At 45.4% G+C, this 21,449-nt stretch carries 18 protein-coding genes; all 18 read left to right on the forward strand.

What is annotated here, in order from left to right:
* On the forward strand, window positions 1-1,543 hold a 1,543-nt coding region (locus ACFSJE_RS00005), incomplete at its 5' end, for a copper-translocating P-type ATPase (RefSeq protein ID WP_379828841.1).
* Window positions 1,544-1,569: 26 nt separating this feature from the next.
* Window positions 1,570-1,779 (forward strand): heavy-metal-associated domain-containing protein, encoded by a 210-nt coding sequence (locus ACFSJE_RS00010; RefSeq protein WP_051947607.1) that lies wholly within the window; start codon window positions 1,570-1,572, stop codon window positions 1,777-1,779.
* Between the two features lie 781 nt (window positions 1,780-2,560).
* A complete protein-coding gene (locus ACFSJE_RS00015; protein WP_379828843.1) occupies window positions 2,561-3,799 on the forward strand; it encodes a site-specific integrase in 1,239 nt (412 codons plus the stop codon).
* Between the two features lie 225 nt (window positions 3,800-4,024).
* Complete coding sequence (locus ACFSJE_RS00020; protein ID WP_379828844.1) at window positions 4,025-4,594, forward strand: BfmA/BtgA family mobilization protein; 570 nt, start codon at window positions 4,025-4,027, stop codon at window positions 4,592-4,594.
* A 188-nt stretch (window positions 4,595-4,782) separates the two neighbouring features.
* Window positions 4,783-5,457 carry a response regulator transcription factor gene (locus tag ACFSJE_RS00025; protein ID WP_036378998.1) on the forward strand — a complete coding sequence of 225 codons (675 nt, stop codon included), beginning with the start codon at window positions 4,783-4,785 and terminating at the stop codon, window positions 5,455-5,457.
* Between the two features lie 11 nt (window positions 5,458-5,468).
* Complete coding sequence (locus ACFSJE_RS00030) at window positions 5,469-6,722, forward strand: sensor histidine kinase (RefSeq protein WP_465254611.1); 1,254 nt, start codon at window positions 5,469-5,471, stop codon at window positions 6,720-6,722.
* Window positions 6,723-6,798: 76 nt separating this feature from the next.
* Window positions 6,799-9,216, forward strand: coding sequence for a TonB-dependent receptor (locus tag ACFSJE_RS00035; RefSeq protein WP_379828848.1), 2,418 nt, complete (start codon window positions 6,799-6,801; stop codon window positions 9,214-9,216).
* A gap of 97 nt (window positions 9,217-9,313) precedes the next feature.
* Window positions 9,314-9,787 (forward strand): PepSY-like domain-containing protein, encoded by a 474-nt coding sequence (locus ACFSJE_RS00040; RefSeq protein WP_379828850.1) that lies wholly within the window; start codon window positions 9,314-9,316, stop codon window positions 9,785-9,787.
* 155 nt (window positions 9,788-9,942) lie between these two features.
* Window positions 9,943-10,461, forward strand: a complete 519-nt coding sequence (locus ACFSJE_RS00045) for a hypothetical protein (protein ID WP_379828851.1) — start codon at window positions 9,943-9,945, stop codon at window positions 10,459-10,461.
* A gap of 73 nt (window positions 10,462-10,534) precedes the next feature.
* Window positions 10,535-12,511: an LTA synthase family protein gene (locus ACFSJE_RS00050; RefSeq protein WP_379828853.1), complete on the forward strand. Its 1,977-nt coding sequence runs from the start codon at window positions 10,535-10,537 to the stop codon at window positions 12,509-12,511.
* Window positions 12,511-13,413 carry a diacylglycerol/lipid kinase family protein gene (locus ACFSJE_RS00055; protein ID WP_379828855.1) on the forward strand — a complete coding sequence of 301 codons (903 nt, stop codon included), beginning with the start codon at window positions 12,511-12,513 and terminating at the stop codon, window positions 13,411-13,413. The genes ACFSJE_RS00050 and ACFSJE_RS00055 overlap by 1 nt, the downstream gene beginning before the upstream one ends.
* A gap of 113 nt (window positions 13,414-13,526) precedes the next feature.
* Complete coding sequence (locus ACFSJE_RS00060) at window positions 13,527-14,102, forward strand: phosphatase PAP2 family protein (RefSeq protein WP_379828857.1); 576 nt, start codon at window positions 13,527-13,529, stop codon at window positions 14,100-14,102.
* Window positions 14,103-14,149: 47 nt separating this feature from the next.
* Window positions 14,150-14,785, forward strand: a complete 636-nt coding sequence (locus ACFSJE_RS00065; protein WP_379828859.1) for an HD domain-containing protein — start codon at window positions 14,150-14,152, stop codon at window positions 14,783-14,785.
* Window positions 14,786-14,797: 12 nt separating this feature from the next.
* Entirely contained in the window at window positions 14,798-15,370 is a 573-nt protein-coding gene (locus ACFSJE_RS00070; RefSeq protein ID WP_108423151.1) for a phosphatase PAP2 family protein, read from the forward strand.
* A gap of 96 nt (window positions 15,371-15,466) precedes the next feature.
* Window positions 15,467-16,744, forward strand: a complete 1,278-nt coding sequence (locus ACFSJE_RS00075; RefSeq protein WP_379828860.1) for a TolC family protein — start codon at window positions 15,467-15,469, stop codon at window positions 16,742-16,744.
* A gap of 4 nt (window positions 16,745-16,748) precedes the next feature.
* The gene (locus ACFSJE_RS00080) at window positions 16,749-17,663 is read left to right on the forward strand and encodes an efflux RND transporter periplasmic adaptor subunit (protein WP_379828862.1); all 915 of its coding nucleotides are present in this window, start codon (window positions 16,749-16,751) and stop codon (window positions 17,661-17,663) included.
* A complete protein-coding gene (locus ACFSJE_RS00085) occupies window positions 17,663-20,662 on the forward strand; it encodes an efflux RND transporter permease subunit (RefSeq protein ID WP_379828863.1) in 3,000 nt (999 codons plus the stop codon). Before ACFSJE_RS00080 ends, ACFSJE_RS00085 begins: the two co-directional genes overlap by 1 nt.
* A gap of 14 nt (window positions 20,663-20,676) precedes the next feature.
* The gene (locus tag ACFSJE_RS00090; RefSeq protein ID WP_379828865.1) at window positions 20,677-21,447 is read left to right on the forward strand and encodes a patatin-like phospholipase family protein; all 771 of its coding nucleotides are present in this window, start codon (window positions 20,677-20,679) and stop codon (window positions 21,445-21,447) included.
* Window positions 21,448-21,449: the final 2 nt, after the last annotated feature.

Raw genomic sequence — 21,449 nt, forward strand, 5'->3', positions numbered from 1 at the left:
CTTAAAGGTGATAGCAGATGGGGAGGAAAGGGAAATCCCTATTTCTTCGGTCAAGGTAGGTCAAACGATATTGGTCAGACCGGGAGAGAAAATCCCTGTGGATGGAACGGTGTCCAAAGGAAGTTCCTATGTTGATGAAAGTATGATCACAGGCGAACCCGTCCCTGTAGAAAAGACAAAGGATGAAAAAGTTTTTGCCGGTACCGTAAACCAAAAAGGAAGCTTTCAGTTTGTAGCTGACCGGGTGGGAGGGGAGACCCTTTTGTCCCAGATCATCAAGATGGTGCAGGAAGCACAGGGGAGCAAAGCGCCCGTACAAAAATTGGTGGACAGGATTGCCGGTATTTTTGTTCCTGTGGTAATGACGATTTCACTGGTGACATTTATCACCTGGATGTTCCTGGGAGGTGAGGACGCTTTTACCCATGCACTGTTGACCGCAGTTGCCGTATTGGTAATAGCTTGTCCCTGTGCGCTGGGTTTGGCAACCCCCACGGCCATCATGGTGGGAATCGGCAAGGGGGCCGAACACAATATTCTCATCAAAGATGCGGAAAGCCTGGAGTTGGGTTACAAAGTGAATGCCATTGTCCTGGATAAAACGGGTACCATAACTGAAGGAAAGCCTGTGGTGACCGATATGGTCTTTGCGGACCATGTGACCGATCACAGGGCCCTGGAGCAAATTTTATATGCCATGGAAGGACAGTCCGAACATCCCTTGGCTGAAGCCGTGGTCTCCTTTTTAAAAAATAGAAAGGTAAATCCGGTCGAAATTTTGAACTTCAATAGTATTACAGGAAAAGGTGTTCGCGCTGAGGCATTGGATGGAACCCAATACCTTGTGGGCAATCATAAGTTGATGGTCGAAAAAGGAATCGCCATGGATGACAACCTGGGGCACATGGTCGAAGGGTTAGAGCAGGAGGCCAAAACGGTCATATACTTTGGCGGTGGAGGCAAGGTGAAGGCGATTTTGGCCATTATGGATAGTATAAAGGAATCCTCAAAGGAAGCCATACGGGAAATGCAGGGGAATGGTATGGAAGTTTACATGATGACCGGTGATAACAAGATGACCGCCGAAGCCGTATCACAACAGGTGGGTATCAAAAGCTATGAAGCCGAAGTACTCCCATCAGAGAAAGCTGATTTTGTGAAAAGGCTTCAAGAAAGTGGAAAGGTGGTCGCCATGGTGGGCGATGGTATCAATGATTCGCAGGCACTTGCCCAAGCAGATGTCAGTATCGCGATGGGCAAAGGGTCCGACATTGCCATGGATGTCGCGAAAATGACCTTGATCACCTCTGATTTAAATGCCATTCCCAAAGCGTTGAAGCTCTCCCATAAGACCGTTATAGGTATAAGGCAAAATCTTTTTTGGGCCTTTATATACAATATCATTGGAATTCCTATAGCTGCAGGGCTGCTGTATCCGATCAATGGATTTTTGTTAGATCCGATGATCGCTGGTGCCGCTATGGCTTTTAGCAGTGTATCGGTCGTATTGAACAGTTTGAGGCTTAAAACGATTAAACTATAGTAATTTTCTAATTAAAATTGATGAACATGAGTACATTACAATTCAAATCAAATATTAAGTGCAGTGGGTGTGCCAATACCGTTAAACCATTTTTGGATAAGGTGGATGGCGTGACCGATTGGTCTGTTGACTTTGCCTCCCAAGACAAATTGTTGACCGTACAGACTACAAGTGCCACGGAAGAGGAAATCACTTCTGCTGTTGAATCGGCTGGATATCATTTGACCAAGAAATAAAAGGAACGTCCAGAAGAATATATTAAAAGGTTCGAATAGGATTGGGGGTTACCTTAATCCTATTCGGGTTGTATAAGTTTATTGGATTTTTCTACACAACTTCGGTATAGGCATGGTCATTGGTAGTATTGAAAACATCACAAGATTCAGGTATCACTGCAATCAAAATCTCTAAACTCGATCGTGTCCATCATGTAAGGTGGACCAGTAATGGCTTGGCTGGAACACCGGTGGCAAAAATCTAAATCTTGTAATTTATACGGCTAGGTTAAAATTGACAATCAAAGTTCTTATTATATCTGCTTGTCGATAGGCCGAATAGATGCTTAACTTGTTTGTGATGAGCTTTTGAACTCACAAAAATTCCTTTGTCTATTTTGATTTAAAATTAAATAAAACAAGATGGTGTGGTTTGATTTTAAATATCGATATTTACGTTGTGAAAATCATTATTTCACACGAAGATGTCCTATGGGATGTCCTATTTTGGGAAAATCGACATAATATTCTGGATATTAATGGGTTAGCACCTCGTCAAGAGGTCAGTCATCCCGACTTACCTTATTTAAGTAAAATCAAAACACTGTTAATCTTATGATTTTCAGTGTTTTGTGTTTTTAGGCATATCGTTTGAATTCATTTAAAACCATCTAAAATCATATCAAGCGTGTTCCCATCGGGAGCAAACACTTACACTTCTTGTTGTAACTTTAAATGACTTTTAGAACCATTTTTCTTGTGTTTTGACTTTCACAGTATTCACACTCTAAAAGGTTGCAACATGCAGAAAAACAATCGTTTAACAATCAATTTCTTTACAAGAAAGCACAAGGTTCAATCCGAGAACCTAATTGTCTATTGTAGGATCACCATCGATGGTGAGCGCACCGATTTTAGCATAAATCGGGAGATAAAAGCCAACTTATGGGACAATAACCGTAAAAGGGGCAAGGGTTTTTCCAGTTATGTGATTTCTCTGAACAAGTACCTAGACCAAATTTATACAGGACTACATGAGGCCCATAGATTGATGATGGCAGAAGAAAAAGTAATCACTCCACTATCTATCAAAGCAAGATTTTTTGGGGAAGATGAGGGCGGAAAAACATTGAAACAATTGATTGCCTACCACAATGGAACCATGCACACTTCTTTACGGCCGGGAACCAGAAAGAATTACCACATCACCGAACGATGCGTGGGCCTATTTTTAAAAGAGGAATATGGGGTTGAGGACATCAAGCTCAAAAAATTGAACTACCGTTTTATATTGGACTTTGAGCAGTACCTAAGAAAGTACAGACCATCTACACGAACCAAATGCACCAATAACGGGGCCATGAAACACATGGAACGGCTTAAGAAAATGTCAAGGTTGGCCGTTCGGTTGGATTGGATAACAAAAGACCCTTTTGAAAACTATAAACTACGTTTTGAGAAAACCGAACGGGAATATTTGACAAAACGGGAATTGAGGTTGATAGAAGAAACCACGTTCACAAAGGATGGGGTTGAGAAATGCAAGGATGTGTTTCTCTTCTCGTGCTATACTGGCCTATCCTATATCGATGTCAAGGCATTGACCCCAGACCACCTACTTAAAGGAATAGATGGAAATGAATGGTTGTTCACCAAAAGAATTAAGACTGACGAAAAACTTAAAATCCCTCTACTACCGCAAGCAAAGGAAATCATCAAGAAATATGAAGATTCGGCCGAAAGGAGAATAACGAAAGTCCTATTGCCTGTTTATAGCAATCAAAAGGTCAATTATTACCTAAAAGAAATCTGCAAAGCCTGTAAGATTTACAAGAAGGTGACATTCCATACCGCAAGGCACACTTTTGCTACAACGGTAACCTTGTCCAATGGAGTCCCGATAGAAACCGTCTCAAAGATGCTCGGCCATACCAAACTGTCCACCACCCAGATCTATGCCAGGGTATTGGAACACAAAATAGGGGAGGACATGCAAAACCTAATAGATCATATGCAGACTAGCAGATCAGCCGAAGGATGATCAGGAAGTATTCATTCGGTCCCGCTTGCGGGACGTTGGAATAGCAAGAGGATAGCGCGCTAAAGCGACGCTATTGATTCATTTTCCTTCGGAAAAGCCCTGTTTATAAGGGTTTTTGGAAATATTTGATTTTAGGAACTTCAAAATTTATTGTTACAATAATGCTGGGGCTTCCTGTAATCACAGAACAGAATTGTAACAATTGTACCCCTTAAAACTTGAAATATGGATGATTTTAGAGCAGTTAGGATAAAGAAAAGGACTTTGTCCAGATTTAAGGTCTTTTCTAAAAAGGTGGGCAAGAGTTATTCCCATACCTTGGATATGGTCATGGATTTTTTTGAGTGGCATGGGTTTTTACCATCGGAACGGTTTGAAAAGAGCATTGGTAAAGAGATCATCAAGAATAGGAAACGGACGGATGCGGTCATTGCCATTATCAGGGACATAGAAAAGAACCAGACACTTCCCACCATTGGAATGATGCAGGCTTTGTTCAATCAAGAATTGGACAATGAAGGGGAAGGGGATGATTTCCTTGAGGATATGATTGAGAAGAATCCCCCAAAGCCATATCCAAAATACGAGGGCGAGGTAATGGTTCCCAGGATCAAGTATGAACATTTGGAGGAAAAGGCTGCCTCACTTCAAACAGATTTAAAGGATATCCTTGAAAAGGTCAAGGTAGTCAAGAGCAGTTTTGGAAAGAGTTATCTGAAGCTTGAAATAACGGAAGGAAGGTTGGAACGATATAAACGTGATGCTAATAAACCATTGGATTATCTAAAAGGATGAGAATGATATGTTGTATTGAAAGTAAGAGTAACCTCGCTCAGTAGTATTAGTTAGTGGCAAGATTTGGGGCTTGCAGCACTCCACTTCGTTGCGCTCGCCTAATTCAAATTTTTATTATTAAGTTACTTTCTAAGGGCTTTAGAATTCCTAAAGATTTGGAATCTATTTTTATACCTTAAATTTAAGGTATGAAGATCCTTATTGCAGAAGACGAGACAGAACTCCAGAAATCCATTGCCACTTATTTGGAAAGGGATGGCAATGTCTGTGAAATGGCTTCAGACTACCACGAGGCCCTCTATAAGATCGACCTCTATGAATACGATCTGTTGGTCCTGGACATCAACCTGATCACCGGTAGTGGATTGGATATCCTAAAACTGTTGAAGCGCAACCGTTCGGAAACCCCGACCATCATCATCTCCGCCAACAATTCCTTGGACGATAAACTGGAAGGATTGGATCTGGGTGCCGATGACTATTTGACCAAACCCTTTCATTTGGCCGAACTCAATTCGAGGATAAAGGCGGTTTTGAGAAGGGGCAAGTTTGGGGGCAATGACCGTTTGGAGTTCCACGAGATTTCCATTGATACGCGCTCTAGGACCGCTTATGTCAATGAGCAAGCACTTTCCTTGACCCGTAAGGAATTCGATCTCTTGCTTTTTTTTGTTACCAATAAGGGACGGGTGCTTTCCAAAGAGATCATCGCCGAACATTTATGGGGGGACCATAGTGATCTTGCGGATAATTTTGATTTTATTTATGTCCATATCAACAACCTGCGCAAAAAATTGACCGAAGCCGGGGCAAAGTATATCAAAACGGCCTACGGAAGTGGGTATAAGTTCGTGGAAGAGTGATCGTGGATACCTTGAAAAAAATACGATTGATCCGAAAGACCTCCAAAACTTTTTTGGGGATCAGTGCCATGTTGATGTTGGTCAGTACGGTGGCCCTTTATTTTTATTTGAGGAACCTGCTCCAGTCTGAAGTGGAGGAAGAGCTCCGTTCGACAGAGGCACGGATCGAAAGTTCCCTGATCGAAAATCCGGAGCCTTTTCAATTGTCCCCGGTCGTCGAGATCCAAACGGTATCCCGGTTGGGCAAGGAGGTGCTAAAGGATACCATCATCTATGATCCCTCTCAAGATGAAATGGAGGAGTTCAGGGAACTGTCCACCTTCTCCGCCATCAATGGTGAAAATTATAGGATCACGGTCCGCGCACTCGTGGTGGAATCGGAGAACATCCTGATCGCCGTGGTCATTTCCTATTTGGTGATCATTCTTTTAGTGTTCCTGTTCCTGTTTTATGTGAATCGTTCGAGGAACCAAAAACTGTGGACCCCTTTTTTCCACAACCTGGAGCAAATGAAACGGTTTTCGCTTAGCTCCGATGCTCCCATCGCCCTGATGGACAGTGAAATTCTGGAGTTCTCTGAATTGAATACAGAGATCAAGCTCTTGACTAATAAGGTCCGTTCGGATTATCGGAACCTGAAACAATATACGGAGGATGTATCCCATGAGATGCAGACCCCCTTGGCCATTATACAGGCGAAGATCGAGAATGTGATCAATATGGAGGAACCATTGGACGACCAACAGTTCGAACAACTCACCTCCATCCAAAGGGATATACAACGACTCTCCCAAATGACCAAGCGCTTGACCTTGTTGACCAAGATCGAGAACAACCAGTTCGCCAACGTCGAGCAATTGGATATCACGAGGCTCATGGCGGAAACGGTCCAGGACTTTTGTGAGATTTCCAACAATGCGATCAAGGTCGATTTCGAGCATCCCATTAAGGTGGACATGGATTCCTATCTGGCATCGGTGCTCTGTAACAATTTGGTCTCCAATGCTATCAAATACAATATTGCCCAACAAGATATTGTCGTGGGCTCGACGGTGGATGATATTTCCATTTCAAATGCGGGTACAACACCCCTGAAACACCCCGACAGTCTTTATAACCGATTTTATAGGGAGTCCGATGGGGTCAAGGCAACGGGGCTCGGCCTGGCCATTGTAAAACGGATCTGCGATCTTTATGGTTTTGGGATCGATTATCGGTTTTCGGGGGACAGACATGTGTTCACCATCCATTTTGGGAAGAAATAAATCAGGGAAAATGTAAAACTTTAAATTCCCTTAAGGTTTCAATCCTAGATTTGGCATTTAACTTAAAACGTTTTCCATGCGAAGCCTATACGCCTTGTTATTTTCCATTATCTTTTCCAACCCCTTGTTCTCCCAAGAGACCATTACCATTTCCGGTCAGATCTTGGATGCCGAATCCAAGGAGCCCTTGGCCTTTGCCAATGTGGCCGTGCATGAGTTGGATACCAATGCCCTGGTGACCGGGGCGATCAGTGATAAACAGGGGAGGTTTACCATCGATGGCGTGGCATTGGGGGAATATGCACTCTATTTTTCCTTTATCGGATTTGCCACCTTGGAGCGGACCGTAGTAGCAGGGGGATTGAACAACGTGTTCGACCTAGGTAAAGTGGAATTGCTGCCCAGTGCCCAAAGTTTGGGGGAAGTGGAGGTAGTGGGCCAACAGGCCACCACCAATGCCGATCTCAACACAAAGACCTTTAGCCTTGAGGATAATATAGCCCAATCAGGAGGGTCGGTCATGGATGCCATGAAAACCCTGCCAGGAGTCACCTTTGACCAAGAGGGAAAGGTCGTCCTCAGGGGCAGTGACAAGGTGGTGGTCCTTATCGATGGGAAACAGAGCAGCCTTACGGGGTTTGGGAACCAAAAAGGGTTGGCAAATATCCCCGCGTCCAACATTGAAAAGATTGAAATCATCAACAACCCTTCGGCAAAATATGATGCCAATGGGTTTGCGGGTATCGTGAACATTATCTATAAAAAGGAACGACAGGCCGGGCTCAACGGGGACGTGGGGTTATCGTTTGGTCTCGGTGCCCTGGGCAAACGACGGGCCGATACCCCAACGGATCTGGGTAGCTACTCGGTCAATCCCAAATTGATCCCGAGCCTAAATCTTAACTATAAAAAAGGAAAACTGAATTATTTCCTGCAATCGGAATTTATCCTTCAGGAAGCCCTGCCGAACAATGAATTCACCACAAGGAATTATGATGACGGCCGCAATATACTTTCCCAGGTGCCCGAAAACCGGAGACAGTTTCGGTCCATCATCAACGGAGGGATCGATTATGATTTGGATGACCACAACAGTTTTACCTTTTCCGGTCTATATGATCGCGAAAAACATATTGATACCGCCCAAGTGGCCTTTATGGATATGGATTCCAACCAACGGAACCGATTTTATAGTTGGCAGGAAGAGGAGGTCACCCGTTTCATCAACGCCACGGTGAACTATAGGCATTCCTTTGCACAACCGGGACATACCCTCAGTGCCAGCGCCCAATATACCCAGGGGTTGGAGGATGAGACCTATTCCCTGAACGATAGTTCTGCGGTGCGCATCGGTACGGACAAAACCAATATCAGGGCAATTGAGAACACCACCAGTATATCCACGGACTATGTGAGGCCTTTACGGTCGGGCCGGATGGAACTGGGGGCCAAACTGCGGATAAGACGATTGCCCGTGGACTATACCATCACACCGGGGAACCAGTCCATCATCTATCCCGGTCTGGGCAGTTTTTCGGATTGGGGGGAGAACCTTTATGCCGGGTACGCCAACTATGTCCTTGAAAAGGAAACGTTCGATATCGAGACGGGGCTCCGTGCCGAACAGACCGATGTTTTCTACGACCTGGACCCAGTCAATAGTTATTATCCCAATAATGACAAATACGATTATTTCGAACTGTTCCCCAGTGCACGGTTTACCTATAAATTGGGGGGGCACAACAAATTGTCGGTTTTCTACAACCGCAGGATCGACCGTCCGGGGGAACCGGAACTCCGAATTTTTCCAAAGTACGACGATCCCGAACTGCTTAAAGTGGGCAATCCCTATTTGCGGCCACAGTTCACCAATGCCCTTGAGTTGGCCCATAAATATAGCTGGTCCACAGGATTCATTTTTACGGCAGTGTACCACAGGATGATCAAGGACCAGTATATGAGGGTCTACAGCATCGATGCTTCCAATCCGGACTATGACATAGTCAACCGCATTTACCAGAACACGGGAAGAGCCACCAACACAGGGGTCGAGCTGTTGTTGGCCCAGGATATTTCCAACAAGGTAAAGGTATCGGGCACTTTTAACTGGTACTCCAATGCCATTGATCCCTATCAGGGGACTTTGCTATTCCCCTATGAAAGGACTTTTACGGTGGAGCAATCCACAGCGGATGCTTGGAATGCCAAGTTGAATGCGGAGCTTCAATTGGAACATGATCTGGCCATCCAATTGACAGGTATCTACTATTCGGACAAGAACATCCCCCAAGGCAAGGAACTCTCAAGATCTTCAGTGGACCTAGGCCTCAAAAAGAGTTTTTGGGACAAAAAGGCGGAACTGACCTTCTCCGCCACCGATATCTTCAATCGGTTCGGGATCCGCCAAGAAGTAACGGACCAAGGATTTACGGCCCTGTACCAAAACTATTTCGAGACCCAGATTTTCAGGTTGGGGCTTCGGTACAAGATATAGGGAGGTAAATGAACGGCGATGGGGCCATCTTTAGATTTGCTTTAAACCATCTTTAGAATTGGATTGTAGTTTTAGTTCAGATATAAAAATTGAAACCATGAAGAACAAAAAAATTATTATCGGATTACCCCTCGCGGCCCTTTTGGGACTTGCACTCTTTTCCTTTGCAAGTAACCGTTCCGTGCCCCTTCGGGTAAAGGCGGCCTTTGTCGAAAAGTTTCCCCAAGTGAAGAAAGTGAAATGGGACAAGGAAACGGATGCTGAATGGGAAGCTGAATTCAAAATGGACGGGATGGAATATTCAGCGAATTTCCTGGAAGATGGAACTTGGAAGGAGACGGAACATGAAATTGAACAAAAGGATATTCCAGATGCCGTCAGGGCTACCTTGGACTTTGAGTTGCCCGGGTATGAAATCGAAGAAGCGGAAATTTCCGAGACCGCTGATGGCCTGACCTATGAATTTGAAGTGGAAAAAGGCGAACAAGAACTGGAAGTAAGTATCGATGTCCATGGAAAATTGATCCATAAACAGGTCGTCGATGAAGAAGGGGAAAAGGATAAAGACTAAAGTTTAGGTTTGAGTTTGAGTTGGTTTTTGATGGAGGTCGGGAGTTCATGCTTCCCGACCTTTTTCAACTTGTGGAATCCCATGGGTACTGTCGGTTTTCCTAAAATACGTTGAAGACCATGGAGTGGAAGATTCAATTTTATAAAATGTAAGGAATGAGGATTTTATGGATTACAGGGGCAAGAGGTAAGCGTTGGCTTGACCAAGTGAATTTGGGTCCGGGAAGGCTTCTGGGATGTTTGCTGCTGCTGGCAGTGGCCTGTACCAGAAAAGTACCTGATACCATCGATAGGGCCTTTACCTCCAAGTTCTTGAACGCAAGGGATATCGAATGGCACCATAGTCCTGATGGCCATTGGCTGGTAAATTTCTATATGGAAAGATTCGACTATATGACCGCGAGCTATACCTTGGATGGCCTGTTGGAATATTTTGAGCTGGAGCTGCATGGGGAGGAAGTTCCCAAGCAGCTGATGGATAGGGTCAAAAAGGCCTATCCTGAAGGTGACGTATACGAGGTTTATGAGCGGAACCGGGGAAATTCGGCAGAGTACATCTTTGAACTTGTGGACCACGGAAGCCTTTTTGGGGTCGATTTTTTTGAGGATGGCCACAGCCAGATCATTCCCTCCGATGACTATCGCTTTACTTCTAGGATTTTGGTCGGAGACTGATCTCGAATTTACAAGGGGATAACTTTAAGTTTCCTTAAGAATTGGATCCTACCTTCGATTTTCAAAAAGTACCATGTTGACCAAAATCTTTCCGGCCCGGTATGCATTGTTGAGGGCCTTCGTTCTTATTTTTTTGTCCATTTCCCTTGTGGTTCGGGGCATATTGTTGGTTTGGGACTTTCAGGAGACCGATACCGGTCCCTTGTCCCTTGTTTGGACGTTTGTGGTCGGTTTTGTGTTCGACTTGGCGACACTTTCCTTTTTTGTGATCCCCTATCTGGTCTATCTTGTGTTGGTGCCCTCCAAATGGTCCGGTTCCCTCTTGGATCGTGTCCTGACCTTCTTTGGGTTCTTTTTGGGCATCTTTATCCTATATTTTTCGTTTCTGGGGGAATTTACCTTTTGGGATGAGTTCCATAGAAGGTACAATTTTATAGCAGTGGATTATTTGATCTATACCTATGAGGTAGTGCAGAACATCAATGAATCCTATCCCTTGCCCTTGTTGATCGGGACCCTTCTGGGACTGGTAGCGGTGACCTTTTGGTTGTTGTTCAGGTTTGGGGTCTTTCAAAGGACCTTTTCCACTGGTACCCATTTCGCGCAACGGTCCTTATCAGCTGTACCATGGTTGGTGGTCATGGTGCTCTCGGTATTTTTATTGACCAATGAACAGGCGGAATGGTCAAGCAATCGCTATAACAACGAAATTTCCAAAGCGGGTATCTTTTCCTTTTTTGCCGCTTTCCGGAACAATGAACTTTCGTTCCCGGATTTCTATATGACCGTCGAACATAAAGAGGCCTTAGCCCGTGTGAAAAATGAACTGGCCATGGATGGGGCAACTTTTGTGCACCCTGATGCGGATGAAATCCTTCGGACCGTAACACCCACGGACAGTATTGTGTTGGACGCCAGGCCCAATGTGGTCTTTATCTGTGTGGAAAGTCTTAGTGGTAAGTTCCTGAAATCGTTCGGGAACGAACTGGATCTGACCCCAAATCTGGATTCCTTGGCAGAGGAAAGCCTCTTCTTTACCCAGCTGTATGCCACGGGTACACGCACCGTAAGGGGCATGGAGGCCATTACCTTGAGCATTCCCCCCACACCGGGGAGAAGTATTGTCAAACGGGTGGACAATGCAGGGTTGTTCACCATCGGGGAGGTGTTCGAACAAAAAGGGTATGAACGGAACTTTTTCTATGGAGGGGACGGTTATTTTGATAATATGAACTCCTTTTTTGGGGGCAATGGTTTCAACATTGTGGACCGTGGCCGTGGATTTCTAATGGATAAGAGCATCCTGACCAAAAGGACCAATATCGATGATGACGAGGTCACCTTTGAAAATGCATGGGGTGTCTGTGACGAGGACATCTACAACAAAGTTTTGAAAGAAGGGGACCGGGCCTACGGTGAAGGGCACCCTTTTTTTGATTTTGTGATGACCACTTCCAATCACAAACCCTATACCTACCCTGAAGGGAAAATAGACATTCCTTCTGGTACGGGACGGAACGGGGCGGTAAAATATACGGATTATGCCATCGGGGAGTTCCTTCGCAAGGCCAAGGGGAAACCATGGTTTGCCAATACGGTCTTTGTGATCATGGCCGATCATTGTGCCAGTAGTGCCGGCCGATGGGAATTGGATGTGCAGAATTACCAGATACCCGCACTGATTTATAACCTGCCTCAAAAAAATACAGGAAATATCAATAACCTTTGCTCACAGATCGATATGTTTCCGACCCTGTTCGGCTTATTGGGTTGGGACTATATCTCCAACCTTTTTGGAAAGGATGTATTACAGATGAGGCCAGAAGAAGAAAGGGCCTTCATCGGTAACTATAGAAAGTTGGGGTTGTTGAAAGGGAACCAGGTCATGGTACTTGGAGATCAAAAGAATGCCAATTTCTATGATTGGGATCCTTCCGACAACAGTCTGAAAAGTATCCCCACGGACCGGGCTTTTCTCGATGAGGCCATTTCGTGGTACCAGGTGGCTGATTTCCTCTATTCCAACGGAGGACTTAAACTTCGGGATTGATGGGGTATCAGAGAATTCATTTTATTGTCAATCCCATTGCAGGCAAGGGGGAAAGGGTGCTCAATGAGGCCTATTTAGATCAGTTTTTTATCAAGAGCTTTCATCGGTTGACCGTAAAATATTCCCAATACAAGACCCACGCCACCAGTTTGACCAAGGAATCGGTAGCTGAGGGTGCGGATATAATCGTGGCCTGTGGCGGGGATGGTACCATCAATGAAGTGGCCTCCTGTCTCGTGGGTACTGGCATCCCCTTGGGCATCATCCCGTTTGGCTCCGGAAATGGCTTGGCCTCCAACCTCCATATCCCCAAAAACCTGCGTGAGGCCCTGGGACTTTTGCGGAATCCACATACTATCCGAATTGATGCTGGTCGGATGAACGATTGCTATTTTTTCAGTAACACCGGGGTAGGTTTTGATGCCAGTGTCATCAAGAATTATGAATCTTCCAATAGGCGCACTTTATCCGGATATCTGGGGGCATGTATGACTTCCTTCAAGGAATTGAAGAAACCTCAGGAAATCGGTATCAAGGCCAATGGGAAGCAATGGAGGACAAACCCCTTTCTGGTGTTTGTTTCCAATACCAATGTGATGGGGTATCACCTGAGCCTTACGCCACAGGCATCTTTACAGGATGGGCTTTTGGATGTATTGGTCATTACCAAGATCAACAGGTTCAAAATGTTGGTTTTGGGTGTTCTGCTCTTGATGAACAAGCCGCATTTACTCAAGGAAGCAACACATTTTCAAACCTCAGGCCTTGATCTATCAGGACTACCCGGTGCCCATTTCGATTCCCAGATCGATGGGGAGTTCCATCCCATGGAGGACAATACGATTTCCATTGGTATTGAATTGAAAGCCTTGACGGTCATTGTACCCAGACCAAAAGGATGATGGATAGTACTTCGGGCGCAACTTAAAATTGTCTTTAGATTTCAGTACTACTTTCGTTCCATAATGTTAGGGGAGGATCTTTTATCCCCATACCACAAACGAAGTATACCATCATGGAAGTACGGTTTTTTGGAGCCACTGGAATCAAGAAAAACATATCGACCTTAGGGTTGTTTCTGCTTTTGACCTGTACGGTTTGGGACACCCATGCCCAGGACAAGACGCTGCAAACAGCAGGGGACGTATTGCTGGTTTCCCTTCCGGTGGCCAGTCTTACCGGGACATTGCTCATCGGGGACCATAAGGGGAGTTGGCAGTTTGCCAAAGGATTTGCATTGAACCAAGCCGTGACCCTTGGGATGAAATACGCCATCAACAAGCCAAGGCCCTATGATAATGGATACCGGGCCTTTCCATCGGCCCATACCTCCACGACCTTTCAAAGTGCTGCCTTTTTACAAAAACGTTACGGTTGGAAATTCGGGGTTCCTGCCTATGCCTTGGCGGCATTTACGGGCTATAGCCGTATCCAGGCCCACAAACACGATGGTTGGGATGTCCTTGCGGGAGCCGTGGTCGGTATCGGGAGTTCCTATCTGTTCACAAGGCCCTATAAGGAAGATCGCATGGAGCTCACTTTTTCAAGCGATGGACAAGGGGTCGTCATTGGATTTAATTATACCTTTTAGATGATGCGGACTTTTTATAGAACCAAAGCAAAGCCTTGGAAAAAGGGATGAAACATCAGGATCGAACCCATAACTCAGGAGATATCCTTTCCTTGGCCAGGCAATTCTGCGTGTCATTCTTGAAAGGAGGCCGATGTGGGTCACTACCGTTCCACAATGCGCAACATACCTTGGAAGTGTTTGACCATGTCCGGGTGATCGGGAGGGACGAAGGGCTGTCGGAAAAGGCATTGGAGCTGGCGCTATTGGCAGCCTTGTTCCATGATGTGGGAAATGCATCCGGTTTTGAGGGGCATGAGGCCCAAAGCAATGCCATGGCAACAAAGTTCCTGGAACCATGGAAGTATCCAAAAGAAACATTACAAACGGTACAGGCCTGTATCATGGCCACTAGAATGCCACAATCTCCCAATACCTTATTGGAAAAGATCCTTTGTGACGCCGATCTGTTCCATTTGGGAACCGTATCCTTTTTTTCAAAGAACGCGTTGTTGCGGGAAGAGTGGCAGCATTTTCATGGGTGGTCCTATACCGAACGCGATTGGGTCTTGCTCAATATTTCCTTCTTGGAGGAACACCGGTATTTCACGGCCTTTGGACAAAGGGAGCTTGAACCAGTAAAACAGCAACACCTGGCCACTTTACGGGGCCGACTTGATACGGAAATTATAAATGAACCATAAAATTGATACGTCATGGTAAAGTATGCCATTTTATTGTGTTTTTTGTTGGCCCTGAACAGCATGCAGGGGCAACAATCGGAAGCTGCAGAAGAGATTGCAATGGAAACTTCCATTGAAAAGATCGGGGATTATGCACAATTCGCCCCAACGGCCTTTTCGTTGATCACCGTTTTGGCCAAAGGGGACAAGGAAGGGTTTTGGCAATTGGGAAAGTCGGCAACCGCCAATTTGACGGCCACATGGATCTTGAAATATGCCATCAACAAACCAAGGCCGGAAGGTAGGCTCGATGGGCATGCTTTTCCGTCAGGGCATACCTCCTTTGCTTTTCAGGGTGCTTCCTTTTTACAACGGAGATACGGTTGGAAATATGGAATCCCTGCCTATGCCGTGGCTGCCTACGTGGCCTATAGTAGGATCGAGGGGGTGAACGATAGACATGATGGATGGGATATTTTGGGCGGGGCCTTGACTGGAATTGCCTCGACCTATCTGTTTACCACCCCCTACATGAAGGAACATTTTGATGTGAGCTTCCAAAGTGGGGACGGTTCCTATGCCCTTGGGGTGGTCTATAAGTTCTAAAAGGGCAAACAACTTGAATCGGGGTTTTTGCGATGTGGTGTTGTCCATGGATTTTGAAATAGAATGATATATTTGAAAAACAGTAATGGTTTGGTAATGAGGTATTTTGTGTATATGGTGTTTTTGTTCGGATTGGTACATCATAGCTGTGCACAGGAAAGATCACTTGGATTCTTTGTGACCAATGCCGAAGAAAATGCCCCGGGGCTTTTGGAAAATGCCAATCTTCAAAAGGTAGGGGAACTGCAGAATGAAATCATAAGGGCCCAGAACAATGCCTTTCAGGTCAATGCCACCTCCGAAGTTTTGGTGGCTCCTTATTTCAACAGTAACGGCAAGTTTTTGGATGTGACCACAAACCCTTCCGTCAATGCACTGGGGTATGATGTGGGCATTACCAATGGGGGACTCTATTCAGCCCAAGTGAACATTACCAAAAACATTTTCAATAAGACGATTGTGGACAATCTGTTGCTCCAAAATCAATTGTCCAATGCGTCCCTGGCCTTGGGACAGGAGGAAATGACCAGAAATCTGGTCAAGAACATCACGGACCTCTATATCTTCACTTACCAATTACAACTCCAAAAGGATTTTACCCTTGGTATCATTGAAGATCTCAATAATCGGTTAAAGGTCATGGAGTTGTTGGTAAAGCGGGGCATTTTGGCCGAAAGTGATTATTTGGCCATCCAATCGGATATAGGGACAAAACAATTGGAATTGGATCAGATCGATATCAACTTCAAGAACCTCTATACCCAAATGGGTAACTTGTCAGGGGTGCCCCTTTCAAACTTCGATCCCTTGGCCGAACCCCAAATAGAAGCAACGTCCCATAAGGACACCTTGCTCTTCGAAAAAAGGTTTACCCTGGATAGCCTTCAGATATCCGCCGATCAAAATGTATTTGAGAACCAATACCGACCACAGGTTTCAGTGTACGGCAACTCTGGATTGAATGCAGTGGACCTGAACAACCTTCAACGTAGGTTCGGACTCAGTGCAGGCCTCCGGTTGACCATACCGATTTACGATGGCCATCAGAAAAAATATTATGAGCTCCAAAATAAGCTGAAATTGGACAACCTGGATTATTATAAGAAGTACAATGAGACCCAGGCCCAAAATACCCTTGAAAGCCTTCAGATGCAGATGGAGGGACAAACAGCATATTTGAAACAGATGGAACAACAACTGCAACTGCAGTCGAACATCCTGGAAATCTATAAACAAAAAATGGTTCAGGGACTTGCTTCCGTAATCGATTATTTGAACCTGGTCCAAACCTATAAATTGACGGCCTATGCCAAACTGCAGGCCCAGACCAACCTCTGGTTGTTGCGAAACCAATATAACTATACAAACTGGTGATATGATGAAAAAGTTATGGTACACCTTTCTTTACATATGGGTCTTGACCTCCGCGGGTTCCTGTAAAAGTGACCCCCAAACCACAACCACATCGGAAGTGCCCATTCAGGTAAAGACCGCTGCGGTTCAACAAGGTGACATCAAGGAATATATTACCTTCAATGGAGTGACCCTGTACCAGAAAAAGGAGAATGTGCGTTCCAATGTTACGGGATATGTCTCTTGGTTGCCCCATAAATTGGGGTCCCATATCCGTGCTGGACAAACCTTTGCCACGGTCAGGACAAAAGAACAGGATGCGCTGGCCGAAGCCGTAAGGATCGACAGTACCTTGGCCAAGCTTTCAGGGCCTATTTCAGTCATTAGCAATGGTACTGGGGTCATAGCCCAACTCAATGTGCAGCGTAATGATTATGTGGCGGAAGGGGATGTGCTGGCCATAATTTCAGAGCCAAGGTCCCTCGTGGTCCAAGTCAACGTGCCCTATGAGTATGGGGACCATATCGATATCGGGACCCTATGCGAGATCATGTTGCAGAACGGAACGGTCATCCAGGCCAAAATATCGGCCATCCTTCCAGTGATCGACCCCGTTCCTCAATCCCAACAATTTTTGATCGAACTCCCCGACCAAGAACTTCCTGAAAACCTGAACGTGCAGGTCAAGACGGTCTACAAGGAAAAAAAGAATGCCATAGCCGTGCCACACTACGCCCTACAATCCAATGAATTGTTGACCGATTTTTGGGTCATGAAGGTCTTGGGTGACACCCTGGCGGTCAGACAAAATGTCGAGACGGGCCTCAAAAACGATTCCTTGATCGAGGTCATGTCAAAAAACCTGGGAATCTATGACAAGGTGGTGACCGAGGGCAGTTATCAAATGCAGGATTCCACCAAAGTCAGTATCGAAAAATAATGAAGCTTTCCTACTCCAAATACAAATACCCGCTTTTGGCCATAGCCCTGATGTTATTGATCGGGGGTGTTTTTTCCTATAGGGGACTGAAGACGGGATTGTTTCCCGATATCACCTTTCCGAAGATCAAAGTGATCGCGGATGCGGGTCAGCAACCTGTGGACAAAATGATGACCACGGTGACCATCCCCTTGGAAAATATCATCCGAAGAACGGAAGGGTTACAATATATCCGTAGTACCACCTCAAGGGGCAGTTGTGAGATTTCGGTCTTTTTGGATTGGAGTACCGATATCAATACGGCCAAATCGCAGATTGAATCCTTTATCAACCAGTCACAAGGGGATATTTTGCCCAATACGACCACATCCGTAGAGAAAATGAACCCCTCCATTCTGCCGGTAATGGGGTATTCCCTGGAAGGAGAGGGGCTTTCCCAAGTGGATTTGAAAAAAATAGCGAAATATCAGATAAAACCCTATTTGGCCGCGACGCCGGGGGTATCGGACATTGCGGTGATAGGGGGCAAGGACAAGGAATACCAAATTGAGTTGAAACCGTATGTCATCCATACCCTTGGTATTTCCATTGCTGCGGTTACCAGTGCCGTAGTAAATTCCAATATCCTCCAACCCAACGGATATGCCTCGGATTATAATCGATTGTACCTTACCCTGACCGACAATGCCATCGATGATCTGGATGATCTTCGCAACCTGGTCATCATCAACTCCCCAAATCGTTTGATCCGGTTGAAGGATATTGCCGAGGTCAAAGTGACCGAGGCCAAATCCTACACCAAGATCCTGGCCAATGGTAAAAATGTTCCCCTGATCACTGTAATCAAACAGCCCAATGCCAACCTTGTGGAGGTCAACAACACTATTGAAAAAAAGGTGAGGGAACTGGAGTCCATTCTCCCAAAGGGTGTAAAACTCTTACCCTATTACAAACAAGCGGATTTTGTCAATACCAGTATCAGTAGTATTAAGGATGTACTTTGGATAGGTCTGGTACTGGCCCTATTGGTGGTCATCCTGTTCCTACGGTCTTTTTCGGCCAGTATGGTGGTACTTTTTACCATTCCCCTTTCCCTTTCCTTGACCCTTATTGTTTTGGATGCCATTGGTTACACTTTCAATATCATGACCCTTGGTGCCATAGCTGCTGCCATTGGCCTGATGATAGACGATGTGGTCATCATCGTGGAACAGGTGCATAAGATCAAAGAGGAGCATCCAGACCAGAACGCTGCATGGTGGTCCAAGGAGGCCATTGCCCATTTATTTCCGGCCATGGTAGGGTCGTCCTTGAGCACATTGGTGATTTTTATTCCCTTTGTGTTGATGACAGGGGTGGCAGGGGCCTATTTCAAGGTGATGGCGTTTAGTATGATCATTGCGTTGGCCTGTTCCTTTTTGGTGACATGGCTTGTGGTACCCGTACTTTCGATGCTGTTTGCCTCCAAAAAGAAAAGTACGAAAAAACATCATACGAATACCCAATGGATCCATATGGTTCTGACCAGACCAGTGATTGGGGTTCTTTTTGTCCTGGGATGTTTGGTCATCATTTGGCTGGTTCCCTCGAAATTGGCGTCCGGATTTTTACCGGAAATGGATGAAGGTAGCATTGTTTTGGACTATTACAGTCCTGCGGGAACCACTTTGGAGGAGACGGATCGGATGCTACAGGAGGTCAACCGGATTTTGGACGAGCAACCGGAGGTGGAGGCCTATTCTGCACGCTTGGGTACACAAATGGGGTTTTTTATAACCGAACAGAACCGAGGGGATTATCTAATAAAACTAAAGGATAAACGGAAAAAGACCACCACTGAGGTCTCCGATGAGATCAGGAGCCGAATTGAAGCGGCGGTGCCACCGCTGACGGTAGATTTTGGTCAGGTGATCGGTGATATGTTGGGAGATCTTATGAGTTCCGTACAACCTATCGAGATTAAAGTATTTGGTGATGATATTGGCAAATTGGAGGCTTTTTCCAGGCAGATCGCAACATTGGTGGAGCAGGTAAATGGTACGGCCGATGTGAGCGACGGAATCATTGTGGCGGGCCCCGAGGTGCTCATACAGCCCAACGTACCCATTTTGGCACAATTGGGATTGACCCCTGCCGATTTTCAAACGCAAATGGAAACCCAGATACAAGGGGTGGTCATCAGTAGTATCATTGAAAGGGAACAGGCCGTGAACATCCGGTTGGTGTTTCCCGGTACCAACACCAATTCGGTTTCGGATATCCAACAAATGACCCTGCAATTGCCCAGTGGGGATATTGTACCCTTACAAAAGTTGGCAAAAATTGAAATAGGGAAGGGAGTGGCAGAAATCAATCGGGAAAACCAAAAATCCATGGGGGTCGTTACGGCTCGCTTGAACAATAGGGACCTGGGGTCGACCTTGACCGATATCCGAAACAATCTGTCCACGAAAATCAGTCTTCCCCCGGGGTATCATATTGAATATGGTGGGGAATACCAGCAACAACAACAGGCTTTTAAGGAATTGATGCTCATTTTGATTGCCGCGGTACTGTTGGTCTTTACCGTCATATTGTTTCTGTTCAGAAAGATCAAGATTGCTCTTGCCATCATATTCATTGCCATTTTAGGGGTTGCAGGTTGTCTGTTGAGTCTATTATTGACAGGAACACCTTTGAACGTAGGGAGTTACACTGGTATCATTATGATAGTTGGGATTATCGGGGAGAATGCCATTTTTACCTATCGACAGTACCAAGAATGTGATGTTTCGTTATCACATCTTCAAAAGATCGAATATTCCATAGCGCAACGATTGCGGCCCAAATTAATGACAGCCACTGCCGCAATCATGGCCTTGATCCCCTTGGCCCTGGGTATCGGAGCAGGGGCCCAGTTGCACCAGCCCTTGGCTATTGCCGTTATTGGGGGGTTGGTCTTTGCATTGCCATTGCTATTGGTGGTACTTCCAATTATACTTAAATTGTTGAAGGAGTAGAAACAATTTAAAAGATGCCATTGATTGGAATTGCTTTGTCAGGAGGAGGTGCAAGGGGAGCTGCCCATATAGGGGTCCTTCAGGCCCTGAATGAGCACGGAATATTTCCAGAGGATGTTTCCGGATCCAGTGCGGGAAGTATCATCGCGGCATTGTACTGTTTTGGATATACCCCGTTGGAGATTCTTGACCTTTCACACGAAAAGGAGTTTTTAAAGATCTTTAAATTGGGAATCTTCAATAAGGGAGTTACCGAGCTTACCTTTTTGAAGAGATTTCTGGAAGCCCATATTCATATACCTGGGCACGAGAATCCTAGGAATAGACTTCATGTTTGTATGTCCAATATCAATTCAGGAAAGTTTGAAATAGCCTCAGAGGGTAGTTTCATCGTTCCCTTGTTGGCATCATGCGCCTTACCATTACTGTTCAAACCTATTGTTCACAATGGATATACCTATGTCGATGGGGGTTTGTTGAATAATTTGCCCATTGAGCCCCTGATGGCCAGCTGTGATACTGTTATCGGTTCCAGTGTCTGTCCCCATGAAGAGAGGTATGATATCCAGGGAAGACGGAATGTTGGTTCACGTTGTTTTCAATTGGCCATTTGGAACACTGTCTATCCCCGCCTCAAGGAATGCGATTTGGCCTTGGAAATTGAGGACAGCTATCGTTTCAATATGTTTGACATCAAGGAATCCAAAACACTTTTTAAAATCGGTTACGAGTCTACCTTGAAGAAAATACCAAAGCTTATGGAAATCCTAGAAGAAAAAAATTAGGC

The sequence above is a fragment of the Flagellimonas iocasae genome (assembly GCF_042682725.1).
Lineage (GTDB): Bacteria > Bacteroidota > Bacteroidia > Flavobacteriales > Flavobacteriaceae > Flagellimonas > Flagellimonas iocasae.

Bases quoted from the DNA above. Each gene is read 5' to 3' on its own strand.
- ACFSJE_RS00020 (WP_379828844.1), top strand. From the start codon at position 4,025: ATGGATGATTTTAGAGCAGTTAGGATAAAGAAAAGGACTTTGTCCAGA.
- ACFSJE_RS00080 (WP_379828862.1), top strand. From the start codon at position 16,749: ATGAAAAAGTTATGGTACACCTTTCTTTACATATGGGTCTTGACCTCC.
- ACFSJE_RS00065 (WP_379828859.1), top strand. From the start codon at position 14,150: ATGAAACATCAGGATCGAACCCATAACTCAGGAGATATCCTTTCCTTG.
- ACFSJE_RS00055 (WP_379828855.1), top strand. From the start codon at position 12,511: ATGGGGTATCAGAGAATTCATTTTATTGTCAATCCCATTGCAGGCAAG.
- ACFSJE_RS00010 (WP_051947607.1), top strand. From the start codon at position 1,570: ATGAGTACATTACAATTCAAATCAAATATTAAGTGCAGTGGGTGTGCC.
- ACFSJE_RS00050 (WP_379828853.1), top strand. From the start codon at position 10,535: ATGTTGACCAAAATCTTTCCGGCCCGGTATGCATTGTTGAGGGCCTTC.
- ACFSJE_RS00015 (WP_379828843.1), top strand. From the start codon at position 2,561: ATGCAGAAAAACAATCGTTTAACAATCAATTTCTTTACAAGAAAGCAC.
- ACFSJE_RS00040 (WP_379828850.1), top strand. From the start codon at position 9,314: ATGAAGAACAAAAAAATTATTATCGGATTACCCCTCGCGGCCCTTTTG.
- ACFSJE_RS00090 (WP_379828865.1), top strand. From the start codon at position 20,677: ATGCCATTGATTGGAATTGCTTTGTCAGGAGGAGGTGCAAGGGGAGCT.
- ACFSJE_RS00035 (WP_379828848.1), top strand. From the start codon at position 6,799: ATGCGAAGCCTATACGCCTTGTTATTTTCCATTATCTTTTCCAACCCC.
- ACFSJE_RS00045 (WP_379828851.1), top strand. From the start codon at position 9,943: ATGAGGATTTTATGGATTACAGGGGCAAGAGGTAAGCGTTGGCTTGAC.
- ACFSJE_RS00085 (WP_379828863.1), top strand. From the start codon at position 17,663: ATGAAGCTTTCCTACTCCAAATACAAATACCCGCTTTTGGCCATAGCC.
- ACFSJE_RS00070 (WP_108423151.1), top strand. From the start codon at position 14,798: ATGGTAAAGTATGCCATTTTATTGTGTTTTTTGTTGGCCCTGAACAGC.
- ACFSJE_RS00025 (WP_036378998.1), top strand. From the start codon at position 4,783: ATGAAGATCCTTATTGCAGAAGACGAGACAGAACTCCAGAAATCCATT.
- ACFSJE_RS00075 (WP_379828860.1), top strand. From the start codon at position 15,467: ATGAGGTATTTTGTGTATATGGTGTTTTTGTTCGGATTGGTACATCAT.
- ACFSJE_RS00060 (WP_379828857.1), top strand. From the start codon at position 13,527: ATGGAAGTACGGTTTTTTGGAGCCACTGGAATCAAGAAAAACATATCG.